The organism is Vibrio scophthalmi LMG 19158 (assembly GCF_000222585.1).
GTDB classification, from domain to species: domain Bacteria; phylum Pseudomonadota; class Gammaproteobacteria; order Enterobacterales; family Vibrionaceae; genus Vibrio; species Vibrio scophthalmi.
In genome coordinates, this window is sequence record NZ_AFWE01000182.1 from 67,352 (window position 1) to 82,963 (window position 15,612).

A 15,612-nucleotide genomic window follows, 5' to 3' on the forward strand; every position below is an offset into this window, starting at 1 on the left:
ATTATTTTCTTGAGTATTTGTCATGAAATTGCGTTCCCTTTCAGTACTATTCAGTTGTGTCGCCTTGGCACCGATGGCACATAGCGCCGAAATCAGTTTTGATGAAGCATGGCTGCTACTGCAAAAAGACAATAACTCGATTGCCGCACAACGAGCCAACCTTGAACGCTATCTACACCTGCAAGAGGCCAGCGATAGCCTCAACTTGCCAAAAGTTACGATAGGCGCGAATTACACCCGACTTGATCAAGATGTGAGCGTGTCGGGAAAACAACTTAGCGACAGCTTAAGTGGTGTACCCGACCTGTCTGGGCTAGGTGCCATAATACCAACACCAGTCATAGGCCAAGTTTTGAATGGTCTTGGAGGCATAACTTCCACTGTCTCTGAACGTGATATCTTTAGCTCCTCTATTCGTGCCATTTGGCCAATTTTCACTGGTGGACGAATCAGCGCAGCGCAAAGTGCCGCAGAAGGCAAAACCGACGAAGCGGTCAGCCAACTGGCGATGGAGACACAAGCTCGCTATGAAGATCTCAGTAAATACTATTTCAGCGTTTTATTAGCAGAAGAGGTGGTGCATACACGCCAGTTAGTTGAACAAGGACTCACCAAACATCGCAACAATGCCCTCAAACTTGAACAACAAGGTCAAATTGCCCGCGTCGAGCGTTTACAAGCTGAAGCTGCGCTTGATAAAGCAACCGTTGAGCGTAAGAAAGCACAAAAAACACTGGTTATCGCCCAATCAGCATTAAGCGAAATACTCAACCAAACAACACAAGTAGAGCCGCGCGATCCGCTATTTATCAACTCAAATTTACCGCCGCTCAGCGCTTTTGTTGATCAAACACTCGCCACCTACCCCGGCCTCGATCTGCTCGATGCCAAAGAAAAGCAAGCCAATAGCTTGATCAAAGCGGAACAGGGCAAATACTACCCTGAAGTATATCTCTATGGTGACTACAGTCTGCATGAGGACGATTCACTGGCAAGCCAAATGAAACCAGACTGGTTAGTCGGTGTTGGAGTGAGCATTCCGCTCATCGATAACAGCGGTCGTAGCGAGCAAGTAAAAGCGGCACATAGTGCGGTGAATCAAGTCAAGTATCTCAAAGCTCAAGCTAAGCAAGATCTCTCCGTACTGGTTAAAAAGACCTACCTTGAAGCCCAACAGGCACAAGAAGAAGTGGTCGGCCTTGGATCGAGTCTCGAATTAGCACATGAAAATCTTAAACTGCGTAACAAAGGCTTTTCACAAGGCTTATCAACTTCAACCGATGTGGTTGATGCGCAACTTTACCTAGCCAGTATTCAAACACAGCGTGCAGCCGCGAGTTTTAACTATCTTATTTCGCTGGCGAAGCTATTGGCACTATCGAATCAAATGAACAGTTTTCCCCAATACCAGCAAACTGCCATTGCAACTAAGAGCCTGTAAGGAACGGACATGAAAAATAAAAAAACACTCGCGCTTTCTGCGGCAGCAATTGCTCTAGCTTCATGGGTAGGTTACAGCTTTTATCAAGCTTACCAGCCTAAGCCTATGCACCTACAAGGTCAGATTGAATCTCAGCAATACAGCATTTCCTCCAAAGTTGCGGGACGTATCGACCAAGTTCTGGTTCGCAAAGGTGACATGGTCACTAAAGATCAACTTATCTTCACTATTCACAGCCCTGAAATTGAAGCAAAATTAGAGCAAGCAAAAGCGGGTGAAAAAGCGGCGGATGCACTAGCGAAAGAGGCAGAGAAAGGCGCACGTAGCCAACAAATTCAAGCGGCAAAAGATCAGTGGCAGAAAGCAAGCGCGGCTGAAGAGTTAGCCGAAAAAACCTATCTTCGCGTCAACAACCTCTATCAAGATGGCGTTGTTGCAGAGCAAAAGCGCGATGAGGCCCTAACTCAGTGGCAAGCAGCAAAATATACACAAAGTGCCGCTTTCCAAATGTATCAAATGGCCAAAGAAGGCGCTCGTGATGAGACCAAAGTCGCGGCAGCTGAAAAAGCGCGTATGGCCGCAGGCGCAGTCGCCGAAGTGGAGGCTTTCGCCGCCGATACACAAGTCATGAGTTGGTTTGATGGCGAAGTTTCTCAAGTTCTACTGCAAAGTGGCGAGCTAGCGCCTCAAGGTTTCCCTGTGGTTACCGTGGTTGATATACAAGATTCGTGGGCGGTGTTGAATGTGCGTGAAGATTGGCTGAAACACTTCCAAAAAGGAGCAACATTTAACGCTTACCTACCCGCTTTGGACAAAACGGTTGAGTTTACCGTGACTCACATTGCTGTGATGGGTGACTTTGCAACATGGCGTTCCACTGATGCTTCTCAAGGCTTTGATTTACGAACTTTTGAGGTCGAAGCTCGCCCAACCAAGGCAGAACCAGAATTGCGTATGGGCATGAGCGTAGCGGTTGAATTGTAATGGCAAGCGATTCACACACTATTAGTCAATGGCAGATAGTTCGACGAGACGGCTGGTTGCTTTCCAGCCTAACGTGGTTGCCGGTCGCCTTGGCGCTATCGATTTGGGCCGTGTTCTCACACGGGATCGCTCGTGACCTCCCCATCGCCGTGGTGGATTTTTCTCATAGCGAAATGTCTCAAACCTTAACGCGCTACTACGATGCGACGTCAAGCATGGCTGTGATCCAGCAATTACAAAGTGTTGAACAGGCGAAACAAGCACTGGTTGAGGGTGAAATCTACGCTTATGCGGTCATCCCAAGCAACTTTGACAGCGACGTATACAAAGGTTTAATGCCGCGAGTCTCAGTCTTTTATAACAGCCAAACCATCCTGATCGGTAAGTTAGTCAATTCCGCCTTTTTGCAAGCACAAGGGACGTTTAACGCTCAAGTTACCACGATGAAGAATCTTACTCTGGGTAACCAAACCATCACCAGTGCGATGGCAAACGCCGTCCCAATTCGTACCCAAATAACCCCACTGTTTAATAAAAACAGCAACTATGCGCAGTTTTTAGTGTCAGCGGTCGTGCCTGCATTATGGCAAATCGTTGTAGTTGTGAGTACGATTTTAATTTTAACGGCCAATCACCGCATGCGAGGTTTACGATCTTGGCTCGGTGAAAGACCCGCAAAACAGATCCTAAATACATTAGCGCCCTACTTGCCTATTTTTGTTCTACAAGGTTTTGCGTTTTTGTGTTGGTTCTATATCGGTTTGAAATGGCCGATGAATGGCAGCTTATTCCTGCTTGTTGTTGGTCAATTTGTTACCGCGATTGCCTGCATGATCATGGGAAGTTTCTTCTTTTTTATGACACTCGATCCTGCGCGGGCGATGAGCTTTGCTGGCGCATTCACCGCGCCTAGTTTTGCTTTTATGGGTATCACCTTTCCAGTGACCGATATGAACAGCTTGGCGCAATTTTGGCGGAGTTTATTACCCATCAGCCACTACATCGAACTGCAAGTTAACCAAGTCAGCTACGGCGAACCCTGGCCCGTTGCGCTCAATGAACTGTTACCGATGCTGGGCTATGCCCTGCCATTGTTGCTCACTCTTGTGCTGGTGAAAAAGCACTTAAAACAGGAGCGATTAGCATGAGTTTGTGGTCGTTAATTAAAGCTGAATTAAAAGCCCTGTTAACCAATCCAGTCGTCATGCTCACGGTATTTGGCGGCGTGGTTTTCTACTCTTTTCTATACCCATTGCCGTATAGCAATCAAACCCCGCTAGAGCAAAAAATTACTGTTGTGAACTTGGACTTGAGTCAAACCAGTTACCAGCTCGAACGTATGGTTGATGCAACACCACAAGTCAATATTGTCCGTAGAGATAGCTCAATCATCGGCGCAAAAGAGGCGTTCTTAAACGGCGATGTGAGCGGCATATTAGTGATTCCAGAACACTTCTACAAAGATTTGTTAATGGGTAAAAGCCCCACGCTGGCTTACGCAGGTGATGCCTCTTATTTCTTGGTTTACGGCACTATTGTCGAAGGCTTAGCCCACGCAGGCGGCACACTAGCGGCCAAAACAACCGTCAGTAAATTGGTGATTGAAGGAACTCCGATTGAACAAGCGGTGAATCAATACGCACCAAGTCAGCTCAATATGAAGCCTACTTTTAATCCTCGCATGGGCTATCTAGATTATGTTGTTCCGGCGGTTTTTGTTTTAATTTTGCAGCAAACACTTGCAATGGCAGCAGGATTGCTTGGCGGGACACAAAAACACGGTAAAGGGTATTGGAGCCGCACGCCAGCGCTCCAGCTCATCGCGGTTCGCACCTGTATCTTGGTGATAACCTATTACCTACTTAGCATGTATTACTTCGGTGCTAGCTTTACGATGTACAGTGTTAACCAACTCGCCCCTATCAGCCAGTTGCTCACCATGCTACTGCCGTTTTTAATCGCCACCAGCGCGATCGGAATATGGCTTGGGCAAATATTACCACGCCGAGAATTAGTCACGCTGGTGGTACTGATAAGCTCCATGCCACTCATATTCAGTGCGGGTTTTATTTGGCCGACACAATCCATTCCTAACATTGTGCTTTGGCTAGCGAATCTCTTCCCAAGTACCGCCGCGATACAAGGATTCTTGGCGCTGAATCAAATGGGGGCTGATTGGCAACAAGTCGCACCACATTACACCCAGCTTTGGCTACAAGCCATCGCTTGGTTTAGCTTGGCGCTTTGGTCAGTACATCGAGGCAAGCAGAAAGCTCACCATAAATAGTGAGCTTGCTTATTAGCTGTTATCGATAAAAATAAAGCGTGGTCAATCAACCACGCTTTATTTTTTACTCATATATTTAGCCGTTTTTCACCAGCAGTGATGAAGCCTATTGCCATGACTGCCAGCGACTGCGCATTTTCTCAATCACCGCTTGCGATACCCCATGAATATTTTGATACTGACCGAGACATTCAATCACTTCAAATTCAGCCCCTAACTTCTTCGCCATCTGATAATAGGGTTTGATTTCCCAACGGCGAACGAACGTATTGGAAACCACTACATCTTGACCATTTTTAAGGGCCGCTTCCGTCTGCGCTTGGCACCACTGATGGGCATCTTCCAATTGCAACGGATCAAAATGATACTCACCGGTTGTGAGAGCAAAATACATATCCGCTTCAAAATGAGCAGTTTGATAAGTGCTTGCCAGAGTGCTCTTTCCCGAACCGGGTAAACCACGAATAAGTGTTAATTTAGGCATACTGCTAATGGGGCTTAGGGAATATTGAACAATTGCTGTTGATTATACTTAAATTTGTTATCGACATCTCAAATTGATTCAGGTAAGTTTGGATGTATAGACGTCCAAAGCTGCTTTAGGGAGAAAGCTGTGCCGATTAGGATCCCCGATCAATTACCCGCTTCAGATGTGCTACGCGAAGAAAATATCTTCGTTATGCCCGAAACTCGTGCTGCGACACAGAACATTCGTCCACTGAAGGTGTTAATCCTAAATCTAATGCCGAAAAAAATCGAGACGGAAACTCAGTTTTTGCGCCTGTTATCAAATAGCCCGCTGCAAGTAGATATTGAGTTGCTACGCATTGATAACCGTCCAAGCAAGAATACACCCACTCAACATCTTGATACCTTCTATCGTCAATTTGAAATGGTCAAGCAACGTAATTTTGATGGCATGATCATCACCGGTGCCCCACTGGGTTTGGTGCAATTTGAGGATGTGATTTATTGGGATCACTTAAAGAATATTATGAGCTGGGCCAAAGAACATGTCACCTCGACGCTGTATGTGTGCTGGGCGGCGCAAGCGGGCTTAAAACTGCTCTACGATTTACCGAAACGAACTCGTAAAGAGAAGCTGTCTGGCGTATATCGCCATCAAGTGCAGCAACCTTTCCATGCTCTACTACGTGGTTTTGATGATGAGTTTCTAGCGCCCCATTCTCGTTATGCTGATTTCTCGTCAGAGTATTTAAGCGAACACACTGATCTGGATATTCTAGCCACATCCGATGTGGCTGGTGTTTACTTAGCGTCAACGAAAGACAAGCGCAATGTGTTTGTTACAGGACACCCTGAATACGATGCCCATACCTTACACAATGAATATGTGCGAGATAGTAATGAAGGGATGGAACCCGTTGTTCCGGTAAACTACTACCCAAATAACGACCCACAGAACAATCCACGCGCCAGTTGGCGTAGCCATGGTCATCTATTGTTTTCAAACTGGCTCAACTACTGTGTTTATCAACAAACACCGTTTGACCTTGAGCACTTTAGTGAAGCAAACTTTACTAAAGACGACTAATCGGAAAGATAAGAGTAAACCACTCTCGAACAACGACAACACTCCCAAAAGGCCATCACGCATGGCCTTTTTTTACATTCTTTGCTGCCGTTCAACTCGCATGTTAACCATATACTCACTCGCTCTACAGGGCTTTCCGCGCTTTGCCGTGATTATAATCCCCTCATAACCAAGGGGTTGGTCATGACATCTTGTATTCGCAGATTTATCATAAACAAACAGACACTTATCGCCACCAGCTGTCTGTTATTACTTTCCGCCTGTGTCACCATTCACACCGATGAACGTGTAACACTCAATATCTCATCCCAAGAAAAAGCCGAAGCACGGATTGAACTTGGGATTGGCTATCTACAACAAGGTAACCTAGCAAAAGCGCGGGAGAATTTTGAAAAAGCCCTACAACACACACCTGATTACTATCGCGCTCAACTCTCACTCGCCCACTATCACCAACAAGTGGGTGAATACCAATACGCGGAAAACTTGTATCGCAAAACACTCGCCTTACACCCCAGCAATGGCAACGTACTCAATAACTACGGTACCTTTCTTTGTAAACAAGGTAACTTCACAGCGGCTGAAGGTTATTTCAAACAAGCGATCAAACAGCCGAGGTATTATTCCATTTCGGCTAGTTACGAAAATGCCGCTTTTTGCGCCATCAAATCAGGAGACATCAATAAAGCAATGCTCTATTTCTCAAGAGCAATTGATTATGAGCCGACGCGCCATCGTGCAGTATTGAACTTAGCAAAACTTGAAATTAGCCAGAGCCAACTGAATGAGGCTCGCTTGCGATTGTTTCGATTAATGCAGACCGAAGAGTTAAATTTGCCAGTGAAGCGTAAGGTACTTACGTTAATGATTGCACTAGAAACCAAAGCCGACAACGCAACCCTTGTCGAACGCTATCAGCAGCAACTGGCCGCAATCAACACATGATCTGGGATAACTATAAAGCCGCGTTTCAAACAATCAACATCAATCACGGTCACAAAAAAGCCCGCATTAGCAGCGGGCTTAAACAGGGTTTTACGAGTATTAGCGAGATTTGAGCGCTAACCATGCTGCTCGCTGAGCTTGGTCTTTAAAGCTCCACGCAACAAATCGACTGATCTTCTGCCCTTGGCTCATCTCGACAATCGTCACTTGCTTGGCAGCCACTTTTTCCAAGTTTTTGCACAACCAACGCACGTTATCTTTTTTTGAAATCAAGGTCGTAAACCATAGCACCTGTGTGGCAAACTTTTCACTCTCATACGCGAGATTTTTAACAAAAGTGGCTTCGCCCCCCGGGCACCATAACTCGGCTTTTTGACCGCCAAAATTGAGCGTAGTGCTTTGTTTTGATGAGGTTTTTACTGGTGTGGACGTTGCCTTCTCAGCTTTCACATTGCCGCGCTTTTCCTTATGTGCATTAAGGTTGGCGATTTTACGCTCGGTGCCTTTCTGTGCTTCTTCTAACGAACTATGAAAGGGTGGATTACACGTGGTCACATCATAGTATTCACCCGGCTGTATGATGCCTTGGAAGAAATGACGACTGTCACTTTGCAAGCGACACTCAACATTACCGACTAATACGTCGTTCTCCGTGGCGATACGATTTGAGTTGTCCACTGACACCGAATCAACATCGCTGCCCACATAGTGCCAGCCGTATTGCGTCGCGCCGACAATCGGATAAATACAGTTAGCGCCAACACCTATATCCAGCGCCCTGATAAGTTTGTGGTTAAGCTTTGGCGCTTCTGATGAGAGCAAATCTGCTAAACGATGAATGTAATCTGCACGGCCAGGGATAGGCGGACACAAATACCCCTCAGGTATATTCCACTGCGTGACACTGTAATGTTCAGCCAATAACGCTTTGTTTAATAGCTTCACCGCAATAGGATCATCAAAACGGATCGTCGCTTCACCAACTGGGTTTTTAACCACGTGTTTTGCAAGCTCAGGAAGCGCTTTCACCAAGCGTACAAAATCGTAACGCCCTTGATGAACATTACGCTTGTGCAGCCCTTGCTGGCCTTTCAGTTGAGTAATGTTTGTCACACTACTCGATGGCAATTTGTCGCTCTTAGCGCTCATGCCACGTTTTACACCGTTTTTATTGGCCGGACGCTTGGTTGACGACCCTTTGTTTTTTTTAGCGGATCGTGGGGCGCGCTTGTCGCGCGGCGCATCATTTGTACTCATAGCGAATTGGTTACTTCTGTTCTCGATAAATCATAAACAAACGAGCATCCAGCTCCAATTGATGATATTCCGGTTCCATATGACAGCAAAGTTGATAGAACGATTTGTTATGATCTTTCTCTTTTAAATGGGCAAGCTCATGAACCACGAGCATACGCAATAAGGGTTCTGGTGCATCTTTAAACATGCTAGCGATACGAATCTCGTTCTTCGATTTTATTTTTCCGCCGTGCACCTTCGCAGTATAAGTGTGTAGCCCTAACGCGTTATTAATTAGGTGGATCTTATTGTCATACACCACCTTACTCAGTGGTGACGTTTTCTTCATATATTGGTTTTTCAGCGCGATGGTATATTCATACAACGCTTTTTCACTTTGAATCTTATGACGCTCTGGATAGCGTTTTTCAAACCAAGCACAGAAACGACCAGACTCAAGCATTTGTGACACTGGCGTGAGGATATGTTCAGGATACCCTTGGATATAACGCAACGCAGGATTCATAGTGACTCGACAACATAATCAATAACGGCCTAAGTTTACCCCAATTACCCGCACTCATCACTCGAATCATTGTCGCATGCGCGCTATTCGCCTATACTCCAGCCAATTTCTTCATCTCCTGATTTAAAAAAGGCTCAGTATGAAAAGACTGGTTTTATATGTCGCCGACAAATGTCCACACTGTAAAGATGCGCAGCGCTATCTTGACTCAAAAGGCTACCCATACCGTTTGACCAACGCAAAAATGCAACGCGGACGCAAAGAACTACAAGCCATGGGGGCTCGCTCTATCCCTGTATTGAAGATCGGTGATCAAATTATGGTCGGATGGAATCAGAAGAACTTTGAGAAGATGTATCAAAGTTAGTGTTATTTCAGGAATTTAAATGGGTGGAATTTCCACCCATTTTTGTTTTAGCCAACGCAACTCGTTACCTACGCTCTAAACCCCCACACCGCATCAATCAGCTTAATCATCAGCTCTTTTGAAACCTCTTCACCATCTTTTTCTGGTAAGTATTCAACAAAATCCGCGCCGATAAACTTAGGGTGTTGAGCGATTCCATAGACTAAATGCAACGCTTCCCTTGCGCTCAAGCCCCCCACATTTGGCGTCGCACAGGCTCGGAACATGCTGCCATCTAACGCGTCGTAATCAAACGACAAATAAACATGGTCATACTCTTGTTCAACCTTAGCGAGTAATTGTTTCAGCACCCAATCAATACCCAACGATTCAATCATCGCCATATCGAAATTGACCATGTCATAGCGCTGCATCAATTGATGCTCGTTAGGCATTAAATCACGGACCGCCACGTAATACACATCACGAGGGTTGAGTGCCAATTCTGGCTCTACTTGCCAACCATTGTGAGGATATTGGTCCATCAATAGCGCCAAAGGCTTACCATGTAAATTGCTGGCCAGACTGTTATTACAATCGGCGTGAGCATCCACCCAGATCACCGCCACTCGCTTACCCTGTTGTTTTTGATAATACTCTAATGCCCCTTGAACAGTGCCCACGGCGATAGAATGATCGCCACCCAGAGTGATTGGCACACGCTGGTTCTGATACGACGCTATCACTTTATTTTTTAGCTCATCACAATAATGTTTGAGGGCCAACTCTTTTTGCGCCTGCGCGATCATATCAAGGGCTTTTTGCGTTGGTTGTACATCTCCGAGGTCGCGTATATCAGCCCCCCAACGCTGATTCCTCACCGCCATCCACTCCGTTAGACCCATCCATGAACCTTCATTCAATCGTCGTAGTCCCTCTACCGTATTTTCACTCGTTGGATAACAACCCAGTTGATTAAAGGGGGCACCGATAACATCGAAGGTTCTTGGCATAGATAAACTCCTTAATATGCTCTGTTTGATTTGGTGGTGATTTAACACCTTAAAGCTTGATAACTCGCTCTCGACTATTGAGCTACTAGAAAGACCTGAGTTAGAGAGCCACTTCACACGCCATCGCTACTTACTCACTCGGTGGCATAAGCATTATCATCTTAGGCAAGGTCAATATGCACCCAGCGTAATAGCAATAATTGAAGTTTAAATACGATCGTAAATTTATCTTCTTAAACAACAAAACAAGTGTTGACAAGTGTCACTTAGCTCTTTAATATCCGCCGCCAGCAAGTAAAGGGTTTGAAAAAACCACTTGTTTTACAAAGTAATACCAGCACAGATTCAGCTGATCTCGGTCAGTTGTGTTTCTATTTTTTAAAAGTAGAGAGACAACAAATTTGAGATTCGGCATGACTACACAAACTACCTCAGCTCCAGCGTCAAACGACAGCCAAACATCTTGGCAATCTAAAGCAATTCTTAGCGTAGCATTCTTAATGGCAACCACTTCTGTGGGTCCAGGTTTCCTTACGCAAACGGCTGTATTTACCAACATCTACAAAGTCGACATGGCCTTCCCTGTTTTCGCTTCGATGTTTATCACTTTTGGTATTGTGATGAACTTGTGGCGCATTGTTGGCGTATCTGGTCTACGCATCCAAGACATTGCGAACAAAGTAGCTCCAGGTATGGGTTACGCTGTTGGTATTCTACTGGCACTTGGTGCAGTCGCATTCAACTTTGGTAACGTCAGTGGTGCGGCTCTAGGCATTAATGTGCTAACCGGCGTTGATACGACTTGGGGAGCATTGTTTACCGGTCTGGTCGGTAGCTTACTTTTCGTCGTGCACAACGCGTCGAAACGCATGGACCAAATGGCGCGCTACCTTGGCCTATTCATGATTATCCTTATCGCTTACGTCGCTATGACCAGCCTTCCACCAATGGGTAAAACGCTAACAGCCGCGGTGATGCCTTCTGATTTTAGTAGCCTTCTTTTGCCAACGCTTACCATCGTTGGTGGCGCGGTCGGCGGTTACTACACGGGCGCACAACGCCTAGTTGATATCGGCTTGCAAGGTAAAGAAAACATTCCTTCAATCAAAACGGCAGCTTGGGCAGGTATTTCAATCGCGGTTGTGATTCGTATTCTACTGTTCTTGGCCGTGTTTGGGGTTATCTCAGCAGGAGCGGTACTTGATAGCTCAAACCCAGCAGCAGATGCTTTCCGTCAAGGTGCCGGTGAAACAGGTTACTTCATCTTTGGTTTGGTACTGTTTGTCGCGTCAATTACTTCGGTAGTCGGCAACTCTTACATGGCTATCTCACTGATCAAAACCTTATTCCCAACGGTTGCTCGCAATGAAAAAGCATGGTGTGTGGCATTTATCCTAGTCACTAGCCTTGGTACAGTAACGATGAACATGCCAATTTTACTGCTGATGCTAGCCGGTCTGGTGAACAGTATCATCCTGCCTATCGTTCTTGGCATGGTACTAGCTGCAACACGCCGCAAAGACATCATTGGTGACTACAAACACCCAATGTACCTAACGGCGATTGGTGTGACGATTGTGGTGGTGATGGCCGCTTCAAGCGTGACCAACATTGGTAACTTCGTAAGCAAGTTTATGGGCTAACCTCGCTCCAAAACAGATCATACATTCCAACGATAAAAGAGCCGCTCGCGGCTCTTTTGTCTATTCACCAACCGCTATCGGCTCATTCAAGGTAAAACTTTTTACAAATTCGATAAAGGTGCGATCGGCAATCGAGAGATAGCCATCTTTGCGCCACGCCAACGCTAAATCGAGTTTTACGGGTTGCTCAAAAGGAATACCCACCACGTCAGATTCATGATGGGTAACTAATTCTAGCAAAGCGGTAATCGCAAATTCACGCCGCACGATACTCAAGATCAGAGGTAATAGGTTGGTTTCAAACGCACACTGTAGTTGATGATTGTGCTCCTTTGCTTTTGCTTCGATATAGTCACGGTGAAAGTAGCCATCTTTAAACATCACCAGTTCTTGTTGGAAAAAGTCATCAAAGCGTAGCGAACTATAGTCAGCAAAAGGATGCTCCCGGCCAACTACCGCCACCATTTCCGAGCTGAGCAGGTGATCGGTTTCTAGATCGTCGGGTACGTTGTCTTGATTGATCACACCAATATCAAGTTCCCCATCCAATAACATTTGGCGAATGGAGCTAGTACCTGCATCAATCAGCACCAACTTTAAATTGGGGTAACGGCTTTTAAACGCCATTAACACCTGCGGAAAAAAATAGGACCCCATCATACTGGGTGCACCTAATCTTACTTCCCCTTTCTCCAACCCTTTCAATTCATCCATTGCCAGCTTTGCATCTTCGATTTGTTGCAATACCCGTTTAGCATGCTCCAATAATACACGCCCTTCATCGGTGAGTTCGACGCGCCTTTCTTCTCGACGAAACAATTCCATGCCAAGTGTTTGCTCAAATTTTTTGATCGAGATACTCAGTGCGGGTTGGGCAATGTGTAACGCTTTGGCGGCATGAGTAAAATGACCAAATTCCGCTACGGTAACAAAATGCTTGAGCTGTTTTGAGTTCATGATATACAAATTATATTAAGGTGATATTTTTAATATATTTTATTTATTCCCATCTCGCTGCTAATTTGATCACAACCACAACGATAAATCAGAAGTCCCATGATCGAATGTCGCACACCGCAGTATCAAAAAGTCACGCTAAGTCTAGCACTTGGCTCATTTTTGATTTTCTGTAACTTATACCTGTTTCAGCCCATGCTGCCGTATATGGCTAACCACTTTGCCGTATCTGAAACTCAGGTCAATTGGATTTTTGCTGCGACCACCCTCGCCCTTTCAATTTCATTAGTTCCTTGGGCGGTGGGCTCTGAGCGCTTTGGGCGACGAAATGTGATGTTGTTTGGGCTACTCGTTTTGCCTGTTATCAGCCTTGCTATGTTGTTTACTGATTCATTGATCGGTTTGGTATTACTGCGTGCAGTAATGGGCATCGCATTAGCCGCTTTCGCGTCTGTGGCAGTGGCTTACATGGTAGAAGAGCTCAGCCCAAAAGCCTTTAGTCAAGCGATTGGCACTTACATCGCAGCCAATTCACTGGGCGGGATTAGTGGTCGAATCCTAGGTGGGATGTTAACCGAACATCTAGGTTGGCAATCAGCCGTCATTACTATGGCTATTTTAACCATAATCGGCGCCTTTATCGTGATCGGCTTATTGCCGCATCAGCGTCATTTTAAAGCGCAGAAAGGGATGCTTCGTTATCACAATCGCGCACTACTTTCCCACCTTCGCAATCGTACCATATGGCTGGCGATGTTAATTGGTGGCCTCAACTTTGCCCTATTTGTTAACCTCTATTCCGTGATGGCGTTTCGCTTGGTCGCGCCCCCTCATCAATTACCGATTGGTATCGCCTCGATGATCTTTCTCTGTTATCTGGCGGGTACATTAAGCTCCAAACTCACTGCAACATGGAACCGCCACTATTCAGCCATTCACGGGATGATGCTTGGAACCACCATCAGTTTACTTGGGATGCTCGTGGCCTACTTTGATCAACTTATCTGGATGATCATGGGATTGTTGCTGATCAGTTTTGGCGCATTCTTTACCCATACTCTTGCTTATGCATGGGTGAGTCAGAAAGTGAAACGAGCCAAAGCGACGGCAACCGCACTTTACTTGGTGCACTATTACATTGGAGGCAGTTTAGGCGGGTTCTATTTAATCTACAGCTGGCAACATGGCGGCTGGGCAGCAGTCATCCTTGCCGGTAGTGTACTCTACCTATTAATATTTTGGCTCTGCCTGCGCCTACAAACGAAACCTAAAAACCAACTGGCGAAATCTGGTATCATTGCGCGGTAAAACTAGCCTCATGCCATTATAAAAAATCAAAAGGCATGCAAATATCAGGAAGCACGATGAATTGCCCACACTTAACTCAACAGCCAGACATTGCTTTGCAAGTCAATCAATGGCTCAACGATGTCGTTATTGGATTAAACCTTTGCCCTTTTGCAGCAAAGCCGCAGCGCAACAAACAGATTGAAATTTTTGTTAGCCAAGCAACAACCGACGAAGCTTTATTGGAAGACATCTTCAACCAGCTCTTAAGGCTCGACCAAACCCCAGTAAACGAACTGGAAACAACACTGGTCGCCGTGCCAAATATGCTCTCGGACTTTTGGGACTACAACCTGTTCATTGATTGGGTTGAAGGCTTGATCCGCCAACAAGGTTGGGATGGTATTTTCCAAGTCGCGACCTTCCATCCCGATTACTGTTTTGCCGATTGTGAGCCTGACGATGACTCCAATTTAACCAATCGATCACCGGTGCCGGTTTTCCACCTGATCCGCGAAGAAAGCATGGCAAAAGTACTCAAACATTACCCTGATCCGGAAGCGATTCCAGAAACCAATATTGCCCGTGTTGGCGCACTTACCAGCGAAGAGCGCAAACAGCTCTTTCCTTACTTATTTAGTTAATTCCTTCTTTATCGTCAGCATCAGCTCTTGGTGCTGACGAATGTGTGATTTCTTACTCGATCAATTGGCTAATTCGCGTCGAACCATGGCGAGGAGAGCACGCGTTTGCTAATATTGCGCGATATTTGTTATTGCCGGATTTAAGCGCATGTATTTATCAAAACTGACTCAAGAAATTTTCGATCACCTTTACCGTGATATTAACGAATTCCGTAGCACTTTCGACCTACCCGTTGCTGCGCCAGAAAGCCTAGACGCTAAAGCCGACACGCTGCACACCTCACTGGCTATCGAAGAATTGACAGAACTTGCGGAAGCGGACAATAAAACTGAACAAGCAGACGCGATCATCGACAGCGTTTACGTTTTGATGGGCCGCCTTGTGCACCTTGGTAACGACAAAGTTGAAGACAACCTTGCGATCAGCTACCTAATCGACCTGCTGCTTAACGTTGCTGTGAACCGCGGAATCGACTTCCTACCTTGTTGGGATGAAGTACACTCAAGCAACATGAGCAAAGTGTGCCGTAACGAAAAAGAGTATGCAGAAACTGAAGCTTTTTACGCAGAGCAAGGTATTAAATTAATGGCCGTAACTAAAGGCGATTACATCATTGCGAAGTGTGCAGAAGACTTCGTCTCAGACGCGAAGACCATCCGTCAAGGTAAGGTACTAAAATCGGTTTACTACCGTCCGGCTGACCTCGCGCAACTGACAAAGTAACAGATAGACTAAAGCTGCCCTCGG

General features: G+C 45.8%; 16 protein-coding genes. 11 read left to right on the forward strand and 5 right to left on the reverse strand.

What is annotated here, in order from left to right:
* The first annotated feature begins 22 nt into the window (after positions 1-22).
* The 4 genes from RH88_RS14945 to RH88_RS14960 are packed head-to-tail and all read left to right on the forward strand — an operon-like array spanning position 23 to position 4,712.
* Positions 23-1,441 carry a TolC family protein gene (locus RH88_RS14945; protein WP_005597498.1) on the forward strand — a complete coding sequence of 473 codons (1,419 nt, stop codon included), beginning with the start codon at positions 23-25 and terminating at the stop codon, positions 1,439-1,441.
* Positions 1,442-1,450: 9 nt separating this feature from the next.
* Positions 1,451-2,425: an HlyD family secretion protein gene (locus RH88_RS14950; RefSeq protein WP_005597500.1), complete on the forward strand. Its 975-nt coding sequence runs from the start codon at positions 1,451-1,453 to the stop codon at positions 2,423-2,425.
* Positions 2,425-3,573 carry an ABC transporter permease gene (locus tag RH88_RS14955; RefSeq protein WP_005597502.1) on the forward strand — a complete coding sequence of 383 codons (1,149 nt, stop codon included), beginning with the start codon at positions 2,425-2,427 and terminating at the stop codon, positions 3,571-3,573. Before RH88_RS14950 ends, RH88_RS14955 begins: the two co-directional genes overlap by 1 nt.
* Positions 3,570-4,712: an ABC transporter permease gene (locus tag RH88_RS14960; RefSeq protein WP_005597504.1), complete on the forward strand. Its 1,143-nt coding sequence runs from the start codon at positions 3,570-3,572 to the stop codon at positions 4,710-4,712. Before RH88_RS14955 ends, RH88_RS14960 begins: the two co-directional genes overlap by 4 nt.
* Before the next feature lie 106 nt (positions 4,713-4,818).
* Here the strand turns inward: RH88_RS14960 and RH88_RS14965 are convergent, their stop codons facing one another.
* Entirely contained in the window at positions 4,819-5,196 is a 378-nt protein-coding gene (locus RH88_RS14965; protein WP_005597505.1) for an ATP-binding protein, read from the reverse strand.
* A 129-nt stretch (positions 5,197-5,325) separates the two neighbouring features.
* Here RH88_RS14965 and metA point away from each other — a divergent pair, with 129 nt between their 5' ends.
* Both metA and pilW read left to right on the forward strand, forming a co-directional pair.
* A complete protein-coding gene (gene metA / locus RH88_RS14970; protein ID WP_005597507.1) occupies positions 5,326-6,267 on the forward strand; it encodes a homoserine O-acetyltransferase MetA in 942 nt (313 codons plus the stop codon).
* Between the two features lie 183 nt (positions 6,268-6,450).
* Positions 6,451-7,212 carry a type IV pilus biogenesis/stability protein PilW gene (gene pilW / locus RH88_RS14975; RefSeq protein ID WP_005597509.1) on the forward strand — a complete coding sequence of 254 codons (762 nt, stop codon included), beginning with the start codon at positions 6,451-6,453 and terminating at the stop codon, positions 7,210-7,212.
* 99 nt (positions 7,213-7,311) lie between these two features.
* Here the strand turns inward: pilW and rlmF are convergent, their stop codons facing one another.
* Together rlmF and RH88_RS14985 are read right to left on the reverse strand one after the other, a co-directional pair.
* The gene (gene rlmF / locus RH88_RS14980; RefSeq protein ID WP_005597510.1) at positions 7,312-8,469 is read right to left on the reverse strand and encodes a 23S rRNA (adenine(1618)-N(6))-methyltransferase RlmF; all 1,158 of its coding nucleotides are present in this window, start codon (positions 8,467-8,469) and stop codon (positions 7,312-7,314) included.
* 10 nt (positions 8,470-8,479) lie between these two features.
* Positions 8,480-8,974: a M48 metallopeptidase family protein gene (locus tag RH88_RS14985; RefSeq protein WP_005597512.1), complete on the reverse strand. Its 495-nt coding sequence runs from the start codon at positions 8,972-8,974 to the stop codon at positions 8,480-8,482.
* Positions 8,975-9,113: 139 nt separating this feature from the next.
* On the opposite strand from RH88_RS14985, the gene RH88_RS14990 reads away from it, so the two are divergent.
* A complete protein-coding gene (locus RH88_RS14990) occupies positions 9,114-9,341 on the forward strand; it encodes a glutaredoxin family protein (protein ID WP_005597514.1) in 228 nt (75 codons plus the stop codon).
* A gap of 68 nt (positions 9,342-9,409) precedes the next feature.
* On the opposite strand, the gene RH88_RS14995 is transcribed toward RH88_RS14990, so the two are convergent.
* Entirely contained in the window at positions 9,410-10,333 is a 924-nt protein-coding gene (locus RH88_RS14995; protein WP_005597516.1) for an arginase family protein, read from the reverse strand.
* Positions 10,334-10,746: 413 nt separating this feature from the next.
* Between RH88_RS14995 and RH88_RS15000 the strand changes: the two genes are divergently transcribed.
* On the forward strand, positions 10,747-11,976 hold the full coding sequence (locus RH88_RS15000; protein ID WP_005597518.1) for an NRAMP family divalent metal transporter: 1,230 nt from the start codon (positions 10,747-10,749) through the stop codon (positions 11,974-11,976).
* Between the two features lie 60 nt (positions 11,977-12,036).
* Here the strand turns inward: RH88_RS15000 and RH88_RS15005 are convergent, their stop codons facing one another.
* Positions 12,037-12,933, reverse strand: coding sequence for a LysR family transcriptional regulator (locus RH88_RS15005; RefSeq protein ID WP_005597520.1), 897 nt, complete (start codon positions 12,931-12,933; stop codon positions 12,037-12,039).
* A gap of 99 nt (positions 12,934-13,032) precedes the next feature.
* Here RH88_RS15005 and RH88_RS15010 point away from each other — a divergent pair, with 99 nt between their 5' ends.
* The 3 genes from RH88_RS15010 (at position 13,033) to RH88_RS15020 (ending at position 15,588) form a co-directional block, all read left to right on the forward strand.
* Positions 13,033-14,241, forward strand: coding sequence for an MFS transporter (locus RH88_RS15010; RefSeq protein ID WP_005597523.1), 1,209 nt, complete (start codon positions 13,033-13,035; stop codon positions 14,239-14,241).
* Between the two features lie 56 nt (positions 14,242-14,297).
* Positions 14,298-14,864, forward strand: a complete 567-nt coding sequence (locus tag RH88_RS15015; RefSeq protein ID WP_005597525.1) for a DUF1415 domain-containing protein — start codon at positions 14,298-14,300, stop codon at positions 14,862-14,864.
* Positions 14,865-15,012: 148 nt separating this feature from the next.
* Complete coding sequence (locus tag RH88_RS15020) at positions 15,013-15,588, forward strand: nucleoside triphosphate pyrophosphohydrolase family protein (RefSeq protein WP_005597526.1); 576 nt, start codon at positions 15,013-15,015, stop codon at positions 15,586-15,588.
* The last annotated feature ends 24 nt before the right edge of the window (positions 15,589-15,612 follow it).

Excerpts from the sequence above, each read along its gene's own strand:
- rlmF (WP_005597510.1), bottom strand. The coding sequence starts at position 8,469 with ATGAGTACAAATGATGCGCCGCGCGACAAGCGCGCCCCACGATCCGCT.
- RH88_RS14995 (WP_005597516.1), bottom strand. The coding sequence starts at position 10,333 with ATGCCAAGAACCTTCGATGTTATCGGTGCCCCCTTTAATCAACTGGGT.
- RH88_RS14965 (WP_005597505.1), bottom strand. The coding sequence starts at position 5,196 with ATGCCTAAATTAACACTTATTCGTGGTTTACCCGGTTCGGGAAAGAGC.
- RH88_RS14950 (WP_005597500.1), top strand. The coding sequence starts at position 1,451 with ATGAAAAATAAAAAAACACTCGCGCTTTCTGCGGCAGCAATTGCTCTA.
- RH88_RS14945 (WP_005597498.1), top strand. The coding sequence starts at position 23 with ATGAAATTGCGTTCCCTTTCAGTACTATTCAGTTGTGTCGCCTTGGCA.
- RH88_RS14990 (WP_005597514.1), top strand. The coding sequence starts at position 9,114 with ATGAAAAGACTGGTTTTATATGTCGCCGACAAATGTCCACACTGTAAA.
- RH88_RS15010 (WP_005597523.1), top strand. The coding sequence starts at position 13,033 with ATGATCGAATGTCGCACACCGCAGTATCAAAAAGTCACGCTAAGTCTA.
- RH88_RS14985 (WP_005597512.1), bottom strand. The coding sequence starts at position 8,974 with ATGAATCCTGCGTTGCGTTATATCCAAGGGTATCCTGAACATATCCTC.
- pilW (WP_005597509.1), top strand. The coding sequence starts at position 6,451 with ATGACATCTTGTATTCGCAGATTTATCATAAACAAACAGACACTTATC.
- RH88_RS14960 (WP_005597504.1), top strand. The coding sequence starts at position 3,570 with ATGAGTTTGTGGTCGTTAATTAAAGCTGAATTAAAAGCCCTGTTAACC.
- RH88_RS15020 (WP_005597526.1), top strand. The coding sequence starts at position 15,013 with ATGTATTTATCAAAACTGACTCAAGAAATTTTCGATCACCTTTACCGT.
- RH88_RS15015 (WP_005597525.1), top strand. The coding sequence starts at position 14,298 with ATGAATTGCCCACACTTAACTCAACAGCCAGACATTGCTTTGCAAGTC.
- RH88_RS15000 (WP_005597518.1), top strand. The coding sequence starts at position 10,747 with ATGACTACACAAACTACCTCAGCTCCAGCGTCAAACGACAGCCAAACA.
- RH88_RS14955 (WP_005597502.1), top strand. The coding sequence starts at position 2,425 with ATGGCAAGCGATTCACACACTATTAGTCAATGGCAGATAGTTCGACGA.
- RH88_RS15005 (WP_005597520.1), bottom strand. The coding sequence starts at position 12,933 with ATGAACTCAAAACAGCTCAAGCATTTTGTTACCGTAGCGGAATTTGGT.